Raw genomic sequence first — 15,088 nt, 5'->3', positions numbered from 1 at the left:
CCGGCCCCCGCCCCCGCGCCCCCCGCCCCGCCGATCTAGGGCAGATCGTCGTGTTTGGAGATCAACTAGCGACGATAGTCCCTAGATCGGCGGGGCCGGCGGGGCCGGCGGGGCCGGCGGGGCCGGCGGGGCCGGCGGGGCCGGTCGGTGTTTAGACCTCGGTCAGGGTGGACAGTCGGCGCTCGACCACTGGGAGGACGTCGGCGACGGTGATCGGGCGGTTCAGCTCGGCGGTTAGCGAGGTGACGCCGGCGTCCCGGATGCCACACGGCACGATCCGGTCGAAGGACGTCAGGTCGCAGTCGCAGTTGATCGAGAAGCCGTGCAGGGTGACGCCCCGGGCCACCCGGATGCCGATGGCGGCTACCTTGCGGGCCGGCCCCCGGTCGTCTGCGGGCACCCAGACCCCGCTGCGCCCCTCGACCCGGCCGGCGGCCAGCCCGAACTCGGCGCACACGTCGATCAGGAGCTCTTCGGTGCGGCGGACGTAGGCGACCACGTCCACCGGGTCGGGCAGCCGCAGGATCGGGTAGCCGACGAGCTGCCCCGGCCCGTGCCAGGTGATCTTGCCGCCACGGTCGACGTCGACGACCGGGGTGCCGTCTGTCGGCCGGTCCCACGGCTCGGTGCGTTTGCCCGCGGTGTAGACGCTCGGGTGCTCCAGCAGCAGCACGGTGTCGCCGCGCTCGCCAGCCACCACCGACTCGTGCAGGCGCCGCTGCTCGTCCCAGGCGGCCTGGTAGTTGAGCAGGCCGGCACGGACGGCCGTCAGGCCGGAGGTCCTCGTCGTCACGTCCTTCAGCGTAGTCCCGTGACCGGCGAAGATCGCTGGTGAGCCGCCTCACCAGGGTGTGGCCACCCCTGGTCGTGGGGCCCGCTGTCGGCGGGCGTCAGGCCGCGGGGTCGGGCGTCAGGCCGGGGTCCGCGTTGGCGGCGGAACCGCGCCGGTGCCGACGGCGGACGAGCAGGGCGATGGCGAGCAGCGTCGGCACGGCCAGCGCGAGGTAGAGCCAGAGCGGGGCGGCGAACGGTGACGGACGGGGCTCCGGACCACCGAACGCGGCCCGGGTCAGCAGGTCACCCGGCACCGCCAGGTCGGTCGACCCGGCCGGTGCGGTCACCAGCACCTCTCGGCGGCCACCGGGCAGCAGCGCGGCGAGGATGGCCTGCCGGTCTGTGTCGGCCTCCGTCCCGCTGACCTCCTGCACCACCGGGTCGTGGCCGCGCCAACCGACGATCTTGTTGGTCGAGGCGGCGACCGGCAGTGGCTGGCCGACGGCTCGGCCGGTAGTGGCGTCCAGGAACTCGATCCGCATGGTCCGCGCCACCGTCTGCTCCGTCGTGCACCTGGGCCCCGCACAGCCGTCGAAGGCAAGGAGCGCGATCCGCCGGCCGTCCGGGTGCCAGGCGGCCGGGCCGGCCAGCATCCGCCGATCGCCCAGGTCGACCTGCCAGCGAATGCCGCCGCCGACCGGGTCGATGACGACCAGCCGCTGTCGTTCGGCTAGCGACGCGGTCACGTCGGGGGGACCGGTCACCGCCACGACGTCGCCACCGGGCGACCAGGCCGCCGCGTGGTGGGCGGCGAAGGTGCCGGCCGCGACGACCTGCTCGGTGCCCTGGTACGGGTCGATGACGAGCAGGTCGTCGGGCTTTTCCGGGTTGTTGAGCTGTTGGTTGTCCGGTCCGTAGGTGATCACTGTGTCGTCGTTGTCACGGGTGCCGAGCACGCGCCGCCCGTCCGGCGACCACGCCAGTGGGCCCACCCCGGGGCTCATGGTGCGGCGCTGCCGGCCGGTGGTGAGGTCCAGCAACTCGCCGGAGCGTGGCCGCAGGTAGTGCCGCCCGTCGGGGGATAGCAGCCCATGCCCCTCGCCGATGTGCAGCGGGATCAGCCGGTATGCGCCGTCCCGGTCGACCAGCGCCCCGGTCGACTCGAAGTAGCGGGTGCGGTCGGTGAAGAACACGAGCGCGGCCGGGCCGGCAGGCCGCTGCCCGACGGTGGCCTGCCACAGCCACGGATCGTGCACCCGGGACGGCACCGCGCCGGTCGTGTCACCGCTGGCCGCGCTGTCGGAGGCCGCGCCGTTGGAGGCGGTGGCGGCTGGCGCACTGAGCGCCACGAGCGCCAGCGCGACGCCGACGGCAGCGCCGCGCCACAGTCGCCTGCCGGTCTCTCGCATCACCCGATTAAACGCGACGAGGGCGGGTCCCGATGCCCCGGTCGGTCGCGCCGCCGCCTATCGGTCTGCCGGCGGGATGCGCCAGACCCAGACGTCGTCGACCCGCTGCGGCTCGCCGAACAGGGCGGTGGCGGTACGCCGGAGCGCCTCCTCGTCGACCTCGAACTTCGCGCCGTGCACCTGGTCGGTGAGCACCACCGTCTCGATCTGCCAGTGCTGCAGGTCGGAGCGGACCTCCCGGATGGTCCCGTCGGTGACGATCGGCACCATCCCGGTACGGCCGGCCTGGTCCATCAACGCGCTCAGGGTGCGCGGCACCGGGCCGATCCGGCCGCGCCCGTCCGGCCCGCCGGGGCCGAGGAAGAAGCCGCCCGGAATGGCGAACTCGCCCTGCCGGTGCGACAACGCGTACGCCTGCCAGCGCTGGCCGTCCGGGTAGATGTCCACGGGCAGCGGCAACGGGGTGAGCACCCCGCCCGGTGAGACGTAATCACGCCAGGTGCCGGAGGTGATGAACCGCGGGATGGGCTCCCGCTCGTCGGTGAGCAGCGGGGTGGGCAGCAGCGGAACCAGGGCGATCACGAACCCGAGTGCCCAGGCCAGCTCCGTGGAGCGGTGCCGGGGCGGCGCGGCGCGGAGCTGATCGACGGTGTACGCCAGCAACAGCCCGATCACCGGCGCGACCACCAGGGCCAGCCGGGCCGGCAGCGCGGCGTTCACCACCGGTAGTTGTGCGAGTAGGTCGAACGGCATGGGCAGATCGGTGCGTCGCCCGTCGACCTTGGCGACCGGGCCGAAGGAGAGCACCGTGAAGATCAGCGCGAGGGCGCCCAGCGCCCAGAGGGTGGCCCGGCGGCTCGCGTCGGCCTTCCGCCAGAGCGCGACGAAGCAGACGACGGTGAGCACCAGCAGGGGGATGCCGAAGAACGAGTTCTCCTCGGTCGGGTTCGGCGCCAGTGCGGTGCCCAGCCCGGCCTCGCCGGCCAGCGAACGGCGCGGGAAGGCGGCGAACGCCGCGATGTCCTCGGAGTGGACCAGCGGGTCGAAGCCGGTGCCGTGGAACCGTTGTGGCCCGGCGAAGTGCAACCACAGGGGGTACGACAGCAGCACGCCGGCCACCACGGCGGTCACCCCGAGCCCGCGCAGGAAGGTGGGCAGTGCGGCGCGTGCCTCGGCCCGGTTGACCGGGTGCAGTGCCCAGATGGCGACGAACAACCCGAGCGCCACCGCGGCGAAGAAGAGCCCTTCGGCGGCGATCGAGAAGGCCACCGCCACCAGTACGCCGAGGATCACTCCGTCGCGAAGCCAGTGCCCTGGACGGCGCAGCGCGAACAGCCGCCAGATCAGCAGCGGCACCAGCCAGCCGGCGGTCCAGTTCAGGTGAGCGTTGGCGTGCGAGACCATGCCGGGGGAGTAGGCGATGAACAGGGCGCCGATCCCAGCAGCCAGCCGGCTGCGGACCAGGTGCCGGGAGAGCAGCCAGTACCAGGTCAGCGCGGTGGCGAGCAGGTTCAGGGTGAGGATCACCAGGAACGTCGCCGGTGGCCCGATCAGGTACGTGAGCGGGGCGAAGACCACCGCGTACACCGTGATCGAGGTATTGACCGCGAGGTTCACGCCGTCCGGGACGTTGATCAGGTTCGTGAAGAGCGGGTTCTCCCCGTGGGTGACCGCGTGCCCGCCGAAGGCCAGCAGCCACTCGAAGAGCGCCTGGTCGCTGGAGTTGACGGTGATGGTCCGGGTGTTCGGGTCCCGCCACAGCCCACTGGTCACCCAGAGGGCGAGCGCGAGCGCCACCAGCGCGACGATCAGGTCGGCGCGGCGGTCCCGGGCGACGCGCGGCGGTGAGCCGGGTGCGGGCTCGGTGGCCAGAGATGGGGAGGACGGCACGCAGCGGACGTTACCAACCGGACCTGGGCGGGCCGGTCATACATGCAAGGAGGGGACCCCTGTTATCGCCTGAGGTAGAGGAGGGCACCTGCTTGACAGTCGATGGTCTGACGTACACAACGGTGGTCGTAAATGTGTGACTGTGCCCCATGTCATAGCGGCGACACATCGTCGTAACGTCACGGCAATTCGACCGTGACCCAGTTCACAGTCCGCCCCTCAGGAGGCCGTCCGTGCGCCGCTCCTCGTCCACTCTCACCCGGCTGATCGGTGCGGTCGCCGGGCTCGTCCTCGCCGCAGCGGGCGCGGTCGCCATCGCCGCACCCGCCCAGGCGGCCACCCTCACCCAGGTCACCGGGTTCGGCTCCAACCCGGGCAACCTCGCCATGTACGCCTACCGACCGGACAGCCTGCCGGCCAACTCCCCGGCGGTCGTGCTGCTGCACGGGTGCACCCAGAACGCCTCCGGCTACTTCGCCAACTCCGGGTGGCAGAAGTACGCCGACCAGTGGAAGTTCGCCCTGATCGTCGCCCAGCAGCCCTCCGGCAACAACGCCAACTCCTGCTTCAACTTCTTCGAGGCCGGAGACACCGCCCGGGGTCAGGGCGAGGCGCTGTCGATCAAGCAGATGGTCGACCACGCCAAAACGAACTTCGGGGTGAACGGATCCCGGGTCTTCGTCAGCGGTCTCTCCGCGGGTGGGGCGATGAGCGCGGTCATGCTGGCCACCTACCCGGACGTCTTCGCCGCTGGATCGATCATCGCGGGCATCCCGTACCGCTGCGCCACCAGCATGGTCAACGCGTTCAGCTGCATGAACCCGGGCTCGGACAAGACCCCGGCGGCCTGGGGCGACCTGGTCCGTGGCGCGTACTCCGGCTACAGCGGCCCCCGGCCCCGGGTGGCCATCTGGCACGGCACCTCGGACACGACGGTCACCCCGCTCAACGGCACCGAGTCCCGCGACCAGTGGACCAACGTGCGGGGGGTCTCGCAGACCCCGAGCAGCACCTCGTCGCTGCCCGGCAACACCAGCCTGGAGGTGTACGGCAACGACGACGTGCGGCTCTACCGGGTCTCCGGGATGGGCCACGGCACCCCGGTCGACCCGGGCTCCGGGGCCGAGCAGTGTGGCACCGCCGCCGCCTACTTCCTGGACACGATCTGCTCGACGTACCGCGACGCGCTCTTCTTCGGCCTGAACAGCGGCGGCACCACCCCCACCCCCACCCCGACCGCAACCCCGACGGCCACGCCCACCCCAACCCCCACCCCAACGGCCACCCCGACGCCGACCCCAACCCCGACCACGCCGCCGGTCTGCGTGACCGCCAGCAACTACGCACACGTCATCGCCGGCCGGGCGTACCAGTCGGGCGGCTACGCCTACGCGAACGGCTCCAACCAGCGGATGGGCCTCTACAACACCTTCTACACCAGCGCCCTCAAGCAGACCGCCCCCAACTACTGGGTAATCGGCTGCTAACCCACCCACCTCTGAGCCTGTTGATCAAGAGGTTTGCGTCATCCTGAAGCCGGATTCTGACGCAAACCTCTTGATCAACAAGGCTGTCAGGGGTTGAGGGCCGCCTGGAGGGCGCTGGGTAGGTTGGGGTGGCGGTAGGGGTAGGCGGCCCGGGTCAGGACGCCGGGCAGGACTCGGGTGCTGGTGAGGGCCTCGTGGGCGAAGCCGCCGAGGGCCACCTTGAGCGCCAGCGCGGGGATCGGGACGATCGCCGGCCGGTGCAACTGCCGGGCCAGCTCCCGGGTGAACTCGGCGTTGGTCACCGGGTTCGGTCCCACCACGTTGACCGGGCCGGCGATGTCGTCGCGGTCCAGCAGGAAGCGGATCGCCTCCAGCCAGTCGGCCATCGAGATCCACGGCAGCCACTGCCGGCCGCTGCCCAACCGGCCGGCGATGCCCAGCTTGAACGGCAGCAGCTGCGGCTTGAGCAGCCCGCCGTCGCGGTGCAGCGGTAGGCCGGTGCGTAGACGTACCACCCGTACCCCGGCGTCCTCGGCCGGTCGGGTCGCGGCCTCCCACACCCGGCAGACGTCGGCCAGGAAACCCTCGCCGGCCGGCGCGTCCTCCTCGACCACCCGGTCGCCGGTGTTGCCGTACCAACCCACGGCCGACGAGTTGAGCAGCACCCGGGGGCGCTCGGCGGCGGGAAGCCCGGCGAGGGTGGTCGCCAGCGTGGTGGTGCTGTCCACCCGGCTGGTGCGGATCAACCGCCGGTAGCCGTCGTTCCAGCGCTTGTCGCCGACGCCCGCGCCGGCCAGGTTGACCACCGCGTCCGCCTCGGCGACCGCGGCCGGGTCGAGCTGCCCGGCGGCGGGGTCCCACCGTCGCTCCTGCGGCGCGCGCGGCGCGCGACGAACCAACCGGGTGACCTGGTGCCCGTCAGCCGTGAGCCGGTCGGCCAGCCGGGTGCCGAGGAAGCCGGACGCGCCGGCCAGAAGGATCCGCATGCCCACATCTTCGCCCAGAACGCCGCCCACGGACGCGCCCCGGCCCACTCCTCGCCGATCTTGCACTTCGTGTCGCCGTTCTGCCCAGGTAAATCCGTTCTGTTGGGACAGCAACTGCAAGATCGGCGGGGTTGGGTGGGGGTTAGGCCGTGTGGGCCGGGCGTAGATCGGCTAGTAGTCGTTCCACCTCGGCGTATGACTCGGGGCTCAGCGGGCCTTGCTGCAGGGTTGTCAGGTTCTCCTCGGCCTGGGCCACGGTGCGCAGGCCGGGGATCGGGACGGTACGCGGGCTGCGGGCCAGCAGCCAGCCCAGCGCGCCCTGCGCGAGGGTTCGCCCGTCGGCGGTGAGTGCCGTCCGGACCTGATCGACCCGGGCCGCCCAGCGCGGCGTCGGGCGGCCGTCGGTGAACCACTCCAGCCACTCGGGCGCCCGGCCGCGCACGTCGTCCGCGCCGACCGCCCGGGTCGACCCGGTGAGCAGACCCATCGCCAGCGGCCCGCGGTTGAGGCTGGCCAGGTCATAGCCGTCGCAGACCGCCAGCACCGCCGCGTTGTCGCGCAGCACCGACTCGTCGTGCTGAATGGCGGCGCAGTGCGGGCCGGCAGCCGCGAACGCCTCCGCCGAGGCGGGGTCGTCGGTGCTCCAGCCGTACGCGCGAATCTTGCCCTGGGCGACCAGGTCCTCCAGGGTGCCGACCAGATCGAGCGCGGCGGGCACCGGCAGGTCGTTGATGTGCAGTTGGTAGAGGTCCACGTGGTCGGTGCCGAGCCGGCGCAGCGAATCCTCCAGGCTGCGCACCGCGAAGGCGGGGCTGGCGTCGGTGCCGAGTGCCCGCCGGGTGGCCTCCTCACTGACGTTGCCGAACTTGGTGGCGATCACCGCGCTGTCCCGCCGGCCGGCCAGGGCCCGGCCGAGGATCTGCTCGCTGTGCCCGGCGCCGTAGTTGCTGGCCGTGTCGAACAGGGTCACCCCGAGGTCGAGCGCCCGGTGGATGGTGCGGATCGACTCGTCGTCGTCCACCTCGCCCCAGCCGAACGGTTGCCCGTCGTCGCCCCAGAGCGGGCCGCCGATCGCCCAGCACCCCATCCCGATCGCGCTCACCTCGATGCCGCTGCGTCCCAGCGTCCGTGTCGTCGTCATGGTGACCAGCCTCCAACCTGGAGTGCGCTCCAGGTCAAGCACTATCATCTCGGGACATGAGCGGTTACGCCCCCTCGGAGGCCGCCCGCCGCAGCGGCTTCAGCCTCGACACCCTGCGGTACTACGAGAAGATCGGTCTGCTCGCCGACGTGGGACGCACGGCGGGCGGGCAGCGGGTCTTCACCGACGATGACCTGAGCTGGCTGCTGCTGTTCCGCTGCCTGCGCGACACCGGGATGCCGATCGCCCACATGTGCCGCTACGCGTCTCTGGCCCGCGAGGGCGAGCACACCGCCGACGAGCGGCGCGAGCTGCTGCAACACCACGCGGCGCGGGTCGAGGACCAGATGCGCCTGCTCCAGCGCCAGTACGACCACCTCCGGGAGAAGATCCGCTTCTACGAGCGGCTGCCCAGCCAGGAGCGGGAGGCCGAGCAGGCCACGGAAGCCACCCGTCCCGGGGTCTGAACGGGACAGCCGTCAGCCGGCGCCGTGCGGCGGCGCGGTCAGGCCGAGGAGTTCCTCGGCCGTTCCGGGTCGACCGGTGAGCGCGTTCAGCGCGGTGACCAGTCGCTTCTCCTCGTAGCGGAAGTGCGACTCCAGCAGCGCGGCCAACCCGTCCAGCTCGGCGCGCACCCGAGCGAGCGGCACTGGCGTGTCGCCGGCCAGCAGCGCCTCGACCCGCTCCAGGATCCCCGCCACCACCTCGTGGTCGACGATCAGGTTCGCGATGACCGGGCGCAGCTCGGGGATCTGGTCGGCCAGTAGCCGGAACGCGCCGCCGTCCTCACCGGTGTGGTGTCGGCCGAGGGCGGCGCAGAAGGTCAGGCAGTGCGCCCGCAGGTCCCGGGACGGGCGTGCGTCGCCCGTGGTGTCGAGGCTTTCCCTGAGACGGGCCAGTTCCGCGCTGAGCCAGAGGTGGATCTCGATCATCTGATTGCCGACGGCGGCGAGCCGACCGGCCGGTGAATCGGTTGGGTGCACGTTTGTCCCATGCTGTCCCCGCGCCTCCATGCCCACGGCGGCCTTCGTGCCGGGTGCACCGCGACGCTGCGCCGGAGTCTATCCCGACGGGGTTACGGCGTGGTCGGCTCGTCGGGCTCCCGCACGTCGTGCCAGCGCGCACGCCAGGCGGCCTCGTGGGCTTCGTGGGTGGTCCGCTCCTGAAAGACGGCGGCCCGCAGCGCGTGCCGGGAATTCGACATCACCAGCACCTCGACGGCCACCAGCCCCACGCAGATCACGGTCGCGAGGATGAGCGTGCCCAGCGCCGGCAGGTGCTGACCGATCGGGAGGGCCACCGCGAGCACCACGACGACGCCGACGCGGGTCCAGCTGACGGTGTGCAGGGTACGTAGTTGGAACAGCATGTTGACGGTGAAGTAGCAGATCAGCCCACCGAAGAGCATCGGCACGGCCGGTCCCTCGACCCGTTCGGTGATTCCGCCAGCCGGGTCGGTGACCTTGTGCAGGATCTCCTCGTTGCCGATCGAGAAGAGGATCACCCCGGCGATCATCGGCAGGTAGAGGTACGCGTACGCGTCGCGAGCCATCGCCACCCGGGGCTCACCCTCCGCCGCGTGCAGGGCGATCCGGGCGGCTGGCCCGATGAAGTCGAAGTGCGCCCACCACAGGGCGGCGGTGACCACGATGCCGAGCGTGGCAGCCGCCACCGCGGGCCAGGTGACCGGCTTGCCGAGCAGGTTGCCGCCCACGCCCGTGGAGATCACGGACTCGCCCAGCGCGATGATCAGGATGAGGTCGTAGCGCTCCGTCCAGTGCTCAGCGCTGGTCACCCCCCAGCCCCAGGTGCCGACGATGAAGCCGGTGGCGTACTGCACCACCACCACGGCGATCCACAGCCCGTCGCGGACCATGGCGGCGTCGTCCGGGTTGGTGATCTGCGGCGGGATCAGCGCGGCAGCCAGCAGAAGCACGATGCTCACCCCCAACTCCGGGGCGAACCGCCGCAGTTGCCGGCGCTCCTGCGGGCTGTCCCGCACCACATGCTGATAGAGGATCATGTGGACGGCCCGGACCACGACGTAGCTGACGGCCACCAGCATCGGGCCGCCGGCGCTCCCCTTCGGGTCGCTGAACGCCTGCGGCAGCGCCAGCGCGAACGCGAACAGGGCGGCCATCGCGATCACCATGAGCACCGGGACATAGCCCTCGCCGAGCCGGACCCGGGTGGCGACCAGGCTGTGCACCACCCAGATCCACCAGAGCACGGCGAGCACCAGGCCGGCGTGCAGCAGTTGCCGTCCGGAGATGTTCGCGGCGGTCGCCCGGGTGATGATGAAGAACGAGAAGACGAAGACCAGGTCGAAGAAAACCTCGAACTTGTCCACCCGGGCACCGGGAGCGATCGGGACGGCCGGTCCCAGCTGTCCACCCCGCCGGTAGCCGCCCACCGTCCCACTCTGGCAGCGTCCGGCCTGGTCGGAGGCCCGAACGGCGATGGCGATGCTGCCGAGCGTTACCACCGGCCCGAGGCGGGAAAACACCGAGACTGCGGCCTCCAGCAGCGGGCCGGTCGGTCCGCCTCACCCCGGACAAGGATGGACAATGACGACGAGCAACCCGATCATCACACCGTTCACGCACGAATCCACCGCCATGGACGTGGTCCAGGGCGTGGACCTCGGCGGCCGGCGGGTGATCGTCACCGGCGGGTCGTCCGGCATCGGCGTGGAGACCGCCCGCGCCCTCGCCAGCGCCGGCGCGGAGGTGACCCTGGCCGTCCGCAACACCGACGCCGGCCAGAAGGCCGCCGACGACATCACCGGCACCACCGGCAACGATCGCATCCTGGTAGCCCCGCTCGATCTCGCCGACCAGGACTCGGTCGCCGACTTCGTGGCCAACTGGGACGGCCCGCTGCACGTCCTGGTCAACAACGCCGGCATCATGGCCGCACCCCTGACCCGGACCCCGCAGGGCTGGGAGATGCAGTTCGCCACCAACCACCTGGGACACTTCGCGCTCGCCACCGGGCTGCGCCCGTCGCTCGCCGCCGGCGACGGGGCCCGGATCGTCTCGGTCAGCTCCGCCGCCCACCTGCGCTCACCGGTGGTCTTCGAGGACATCCAGTACGACAGCCGGGAGTACGAGCCGTGGCAGGCGTACGGGCAGTCCAAGACGGCCAACGTGCTGTTCGCCGTGGAGGCGACCCGGCGCTGGGCCGACGACGGCATCACGGCCAACGCGCTGATGCCCGGCGCGATCCAGACCAACCTGCAGCGCTATGTCAGCGAGGAGGAGCTGAACCGGCTCCGCGCGGGCAACGCGGCGGCGTGGAAGACCGTCGAGCAGGGTGCCTCGACCTCGGTCCTGGTCGCCGCCTCGCCGCTGCTCGACGGGGTGGGTGGTCGGTACTTCGAGGACAACCAGGAAGCCGGCCTGGTCCAGCCCGGCGAGCGGAAGGGCGTCGCACCGTACGCGCTGGACCCGGAGGCCGCCGAGCAGCTCTGGCAGGTCTCGACCACGCTGTTGAAGAGCTGAGAATCGCAGACGACAGGGCGCCCCGGTCGACGACCGGGGCGCCCTTCGGCGTTGGTGCAGATCAGGCCAGGCCCAGCTCCGACTCGAAGTTGCCGGCCTCCAGCCGCTCCTTGACCGCAGACAGGAAGCGGGCCGCGTCGGCGCCGTCGATCAGGCGGTGGTCGTAGGACATAGCCAGGTAGACCATCGACCGGACCGCGACGACCTCGCCCAGCTCCGGATCGTTGACCACGACCGGCCGCTTGACCACGGCACCCGTGCCGAGCATCGCCGACTGCGGCGACGGCACGATCGGGGTGTCGAAGAGCGCACCCCGGCTGCCCGTGTTGGTCAGCGTGAAGGTCGCCCCGGCGAGCTCGTCCGGGCTGACCTTGTTGGTGCGGGTCCGCTCCGCCAGGTCGGCAACCCGCTTGGCGATGCCGCCCAGGTTGAGGTCACCGGCGTTGTGGATGACCGGCGTCAACAGCCCACGCTCGGTGTCCACGGCGATGCCGAGGTGCTCCGCGTCCGGGTAGGTGATCGTCCCCTCGGTCAGATCCATCCGGGCGTTGACGACCGGGTACGTCTGGAGCGCCTCGACCGCGGCGAGGGCGAAGAACGGCAGGAACGACAGCTTCACGCCGTGCCGCTGCTGGAAGGAGTCCTTCGCCTGCGCCCGCAGCTTGGCGACCCGGGTGACGTCCACCTCGACCACCGTGGTGAGCTGCGCCATTTCGTGCAGCGACTCGTGCAGCCGCTTGGCGATGGCCTTGCGGATGCGGGGGAGCTTCTCGGTGGTGCCCCGCTTGCCACTCGGCTGCGGCTTTGCGGCCGGCTTGGCCGGAGCCGCCGACGGCGCGGCAGCAGGCTGCGGAGCGGCGGGAGCGGCCTGGGCCGCCTTCGCCTTCTCGGCAGCCTCCAGCACGTCCTGCTTGCGGATCCGGCCACCCACGCCGGTGCCGTTGAGCGTGGACAGGTCGACGCCGTGCTCGCTGGCCAGCTTGCGCACCAGCGGAGTGACGTACCCAGCGGCCTCCTCGCCGCCACCCTGAGCCGGGGCGGACGGGCGCGGCGGCGTCGCGGCCGGCGCGGCCGGCTGCGAGGCCTGCTCGGTCTTCACCGGCTGCGACGAGCTCTCGGTCTCGGCGGCCGGCTCGTTGTACGACATGCCCGGCGTCGGCTCCTCGGCCTTCGGCGCAGGCTTCGGCTCGGGCTTGGGCGCCGGCTTGGCCTCCGCCTTCGGCTCGGGCTTCGGCTCGGGCTCCGCCTGGGCGGGAGCCCCGCCAGCGGCACCGATGATCGCCAGGTCGGCGCCGACCGCGGCGGTCTCGTCCTCGGCGACCTTGATCTCCAGCACCGTGCCGGCGACCGGAGACGGAATCTCGGTGTCCACCTTGTCGGTGGAGACCTCCAACAGCGGCTCGTCGACCTCGATGGTCTCGCCGACCTGCTTGAGCCAGCGGGTGACCGTACCCTCGGTGACGCTCTCACCCAGGGCCGGCATCTTCACCGCGGTGCCCTCGCCCGAACCGGCGGCGGCCGGGGCCGGGGCCTCATCCTGGGCCACGTCGTCCTGGGCCACCTGGTCGGCGGTGCCCTCGGCGGCGGCGGTCGGCTCGGCGGCCGGCTCGACCGACTCGGCCGGGGCCTCCTCCTGCGGGGCGGCCTCGCCACCGCCGGTCGACTCGCCCTCACCGGAGATGACGGCCAGCTCGCTGCCGACCTCGGCAGTCTCGTCCTCGCCGACGACGATCCGGCTCAGCACACCCGCCGCGGGCGACGGGATCTCGGTGTCGACCTTGTCGGTCGAGACCTCGAGGAGGGGCTCGTCGACCTCGACCGTGTCGCCCTCCTGCTTGAGCCAGCGCGTGACGGTGCCCTCGGTGACGCTCTCGCCGAGCCGGGGCATGGTGACCGATACCGGCATTTTCTGAGACTCCTTCATTCCCCTGGTGGGATCTTCGCCCGTCGCCGGACGCCGCGGTTGGATGATCAGGCGTGCGAGTGCAGCGGCTTGCCGGCGAGGGCCAGGTGCGCCTCGCCCAGGGCCTCGTTCTGAGTCGGGTGGGCGTGCACGAGCTGGGCGACCTCCGCCGGGTAGGCCTCCCAGTTGTAGATGAGCTGCGCCTCACCGATCAGCTCACCCACCCGGGCGCCGACCATGTGCACGCCGACCACCGGGCCGTCCTCCACCCGGACCAGCTTCACGAAGCCGGTGGTCTTGAGGATCTGGCTCTTGCCGTTACCACCGAGCGGGTAGTTGTACGACTGGACCTTGTCGGCGCCGTACTGCTCCTTGGCCTTCGCCTCGGTGAGACCCACCGACGCCAGCTCCGGGTCGCAGTAGGTGACCCGCGGGATGCCGACCTCGTCGATCACGGCGGGGGTCTGGCCGGCGATCTCCTCGGCCACGAAGATGCCCTGCTGGAAGCCTCGGTGCGCGAGCTGGAGGCCGGGCACGATGTCGCCGACCGCGTAGACGTTCGGCACGCTGGTGCGCAGCCGCTCGTCGGTCAGCACGTAGCCGCGGTCCATCGTGACGCCCTGCTCCTCGTACCCGAGGTTGGCGGTGTTCGGGCCGCGACCGACGGCGACGAGCAGCAGCTCCGCCTCGACGGTGTCGCCGCCCTGGATGGTGAGCTTGACGCCGCTCTCGGTCTTCTCGACCTTCTCGAACGGCTTGCCGACCTTGAAGTTGATCTTCCGCTTGCGGAACGCCCGCTCCAGCGCCTTCGACGACTCCTCGTCCTCGGCGGCGACCAGTCGGGGCAGCGCCTCGACGATCGTCACGTCCACACCGAAGGACTTCCACACACTGGCGAACTCGACGCCGATGACGCCGCCACCGAGCACGATCACCGACGACGGCACCCGGTCCATCGTGAGGGCGTGGTCGCTGGTGATGATCCGCTCGCCGTCGACCTCCAGGCCGGGCAGGCTCTTGGCGTACGAGCCGGAGGCCAGGACCACGTTGCGGCCGGTGTAGCGCTTGCCGTCCACCTCGACCACGTTCTTGCCGACCAGCTTGCCGGCGCCCGCGACGAAGGTGATGTTCTTCGAGCCGCCCACCAGGCCCTGCAGACCCTTGTACAGGCGGGAGATCACACCGTCCTTGTACGAGTTGACGCCGGCCATGTCGATGCCGATCAGCTCGGCCTTCACACCGAACTGCTCCGACTCGCGGGCCTGGTCGGCGATCTCGGCCGCGTGCAGGAGTGCCTTCGTCGGGATGCAGCCGTTGTGCAGGCAGGTCCCGCCGAGCTTGCCCTTCTCGATCAGCGCGACGGAGAGGTCCAACTGGGCGGCGCGCAGGGCCGTCGCGTAGCCGCCGCTGCCACCTCCGAGAATGACGATGTCGAAGGTCGCTTCGTTCGGCTCGCTCACGCTCAACTCCCAGGTCGCGTCGCTGCTTCGGGGGTCACGGAGGTGTAACACGGACACACCCCACCTCGGTCATCTTGTCACCACTGGGCACAGGGTACGTACTGAGGTGCCCAACGACACGTCCACGAGACGTACCCTTGGCATCCTTGTCGATGACGCAACGTGGGGGAGTGGTCTGTGGGGTTGTTCCGGCGCCGCAAACAGGCGGGTGTGCCGAGCCATGACCGTGCGGCCGATCGTGGCGACCTCGACCATCTGGAGAACTTCATCCGGAGCCGGCGTGGCGTCGAGGCGTTCATCGAGCCGCGCACGACGGTGACGGAGACGACGGTGATCCTGATCGCCGACGACGGGGAGTGGACCCGTCGCCGCATCGACGGCCCGGACGGCGCCCGACGATTCGCGTACCGGATGGGCATCCCGGTGTATGACGTCCGGCTGATGGGCTACCCGCAGCGGATGCGCGACTTCAACGAGCGCCGCAAGCGTCGCCCCGAGCGGTACTGAAGATGCGCGGAGGGGCCCCGGCGTCAAC

The 15,088-nt window shown here is 71.2% G+C and carries 13 protein-coding genes; 4 read left to right on the top strand and 9 right to left on the bottom strand.

Annotation, left to right across the window (positions count from 1 at the left end):
- Positions 1-151: 151 nt before the first annotated feature.
- The 3 genes from lipB to ABZS37_RS29650 all read right to left on the bottom strand — a co-directional run bounded on the left by lipB (position 152) and on the right by ABZS37_RS29650 (position 4,073).
- Positions 152-793: a lipoyl(octanoyl) transferase LipB gene (lipB, locus tag ABZS37_RS29660; protein WP_355174378.1), complete on the bottom strand. Its 642-nt coding sequence runs from the start codon at positions 791-793 to the stop codon at positions 152-154.
- A gap of 97 nt (positions 794-890) precedes the next feature.
- Entirely contained in the window at positions 891-2,183 is a 1,293-nt protein-coding gene (locus ABZS37_RS29655) for a hypothetical protein (protein WP_355174376.1), read from the bottom strand.
- A gap of 57 nt (positions 2,184-2,240) precedes the next feature.
- The gene (locus ABZS37_RS29650; RefSeq protein WP_355174374.1) at positions 2,241-4,073 is read right to left on the bottom strand and encodes a DUF2079 domain-containing protein; all 1,833 of its coding nucleotides are present in this window, start codon (positions 4,071-4,073) and stop codon (positions 2,241-2,243) included.
- Positions 4,074-4,306: 233 nt separating this feature from the next.
- Here ABZS37_RS29650 and ABZS37_RS29645 point away from each other — a divergent pair, with 233 nt between their 5' ends.
- Positions 4,307-5,560: a PHB depolymerase family esterase gene (locus ABZS37_RS29645; protein WP_355174372.1), complete on the top strand. Its 1,254-nt coding sequence runs from the start codon at positions 4,307-4,309 to the stop codon at positions 5,558-5,560.
- An 86-nt stretch (positions 5,561-5,646) separates the two neighbouring features.
- Here the strand turns inward: ABZS37_RS29645 and ABZS37_RS29640 are convergent, their stop codons facing one another.
- Together ABZS37_RS29640 and ABZS37_RS29635 are read right to left on the bottom strand one after the other, a co-directional pair.
- Positions 5,647-6,546: a TIGR01777 family oxidoreductase gene (locus ABZS37_RS29640; RefSeq protein WP_355174370.1), complete on the bottom strand. Its 900-nt coding sequence runs from the start codon at positions 6,544-6,546 to the stop codon at positions 5,647-5,649.
- Between the two features lie 142 nt (positions 6,547-6,688).
- Positions 6,689-7,687, bottom strand: coding sequence for an aldo/keto reductase (locus ABZS37_RS29635; protein ID WP_355174368.1), 999 nt, complete (start codon positions 7,685-7,687; stop codon positions 6,689-6,691).
- A 56-nt stretch (positions 7,688-7,743) separates the two neighbouring features.
- On the opposite strand from ABZS37_RS29635, the gene ABZS37_RS29630 reads away from it, so the two are divergent.
- The gene (locus ABZS37_RS29630) at positions 7,744-8,154 is read left to right on the top strand and encodes a MerR family transcriptional regulator (RefSeq protein WP_355174366.1); all 411 of its coding nucleotides are present in this window, start codon (positions 7,744-7,746) and stop codon (positions 8,152-8,154) included.
- A 12-nt stretch (positions 8,155-8,166) separates the two neighbouring features.
- On the opposite strand, the gene ABZS37_RS29625 is transcribed toward ABZS37_RS29630, so the two are convergent.
- Both ABZS37_RS29625 and ABZS37_RS29620 read right to left on the bottom strand, forming a co-directional pair.
- The gene (locus ABZS37_RS29625; RefSeq protein ID WP_355174364.1) at positions 8,167-8,670 is read right to left on the bottom strand and encodes a hemerythrin domain-containing protein; all 504 of its coding nucleotides are present in this window, start codon (positions 8,668-8,670) and stop codon (positions 8,167-8,169) included.
- Between the two features lie 92 nt (positions 8,671-8,762).
- Positions 8,763-10,100 carry a low temperature requirement protein A gene (locus ABZS37_RS29620; protein ID WP_355174362.1) on the bottom strand — a complete coding sequence of 446 codons (1,338 nt, stop codon included), beginning with the start codon at positions 10,098-10,100 and terminating at the stop codon, positions 8,763-8,765.
- 154 nt (positions 10,101-10,254) lie between these two features.
- Here ABZS37_RS29620 and ABZS37_RS29615 point away from each other — a divergent pair, with 154 nt between their 5' ends.
- Positions 10,255-11,190: an SDR family NAD(P)-dependent oxidoreductase gene (locus ABZS37_RS29615; RefSeq protein ID WP_355174360.1), complete on the top strand. Its 936-nt coding sequence runs from the start codon at positions 10,255-10,257 to the stop codon at positions 11,188-11,190.
- 61 nt (positions 11,191-11,251) lie between these two features.
- On the opposite strand, the gene sucB is transcribed toward ABZS37_RS29615, so the two are convergent.
- Positions 11,252-13,096 (bottom strand): 2-oxoglutarate dehydrogenase, E2 component, dihydrolipoamide succinyltransferase, encoded by a 1,845-nt coding sequence (sucB, locus tag ABZS37_RS29610; protein WP_355174358.1) that lies wholly within the window; start codon positions 13,094-13,096, stop codon positions 11,252-11,254.
- 65 nt (positions 13,097-13,161) lie between these two features.
- The gene (gene lpdA / locus ABZS37_RS29605; RefSeq protein WP_355174356.1) at positions 13,162-14,553 is read right to left on the bottom strand and encodes a dihydrolipoyl dehydrogenase; all 1,392 of its coding nucleotides are present in this window, start codon (positions 14,551-14,553) and stop codon (positions 13,162-13,164) included.
- A gap of 177 nt (positions 14,554-14,730) precedes the next feature.
- On the opposite strand from lpdA, the gene ABZS37_RS29600 reads away from it, so the two are divergent.
- Entirely contained in the window at positions 14,731-15,060 is a 330-nt protein-coding gene (locus ABZS37_RS29600) for a hypothetical protein (protein ID WP_355174354.1), read from the top strand.
- The last annotated feature ends 28 nt before the right edge of the window (positions 15,061-15,088 follow it).

Source organism: Micromonospora sp. NPDC005413, from assembly GCF_040606435.1.
Lineage (GTDB): Bacteria > Actinomycetota > Actinomycetes > Mycobacteriales > Micromonosporaceae > Micromonospora.
The sequence above is the reverse complement of the archived record's forward strand: the minus strand, read 5'-3'. Positions and strand labels throughout refer to the sequence as shown.

Coding starts and splice junctions, on each gene's coding strand:
- ABZS37_RS29640 (WP_355174370.1), bottom strand. CDS start 6,546: ATGCGGATCCTTCTGGCCGGCGCGTCCGGCTTCCTCGGCACCCGGCTG.
- ABZS37_RS29630 (WP_355174366.1), top strand. CDS start 7,744: ATGAGCGGTTACGCCCCCTCGGAGGCCGCCCGCCGCAGCGGCTTCAGC.
- ABZS37_RS29635 (WP_355174368.1), bottom strand. CDS start 7,687: ATGACGACGACACGGACGCTGGGACGCAGCGGCATCGAGGTGAGCGCG.
- ABZS37_RS29615 (WP_355174360.1), top strand. CDS start 10,255: ATGACGACGAGCAACCCGATCATCACACCGTTCACGCACGAATCCACC.
- sucB (WP_355174358.1), bottom strand. CDS start 13,096: ATGCCGGTATCGGTCACCATGCCCCGGCTCGGCGAGAGCGTCACCGAG.
- ABZS37_RS29655 (WP_355174376.1), bottom strand. CDS start 2,183: ATGCGAGAGACCGGCAGGCGACTGTGGCGCGGCGCTGCCGTCGGCGTC.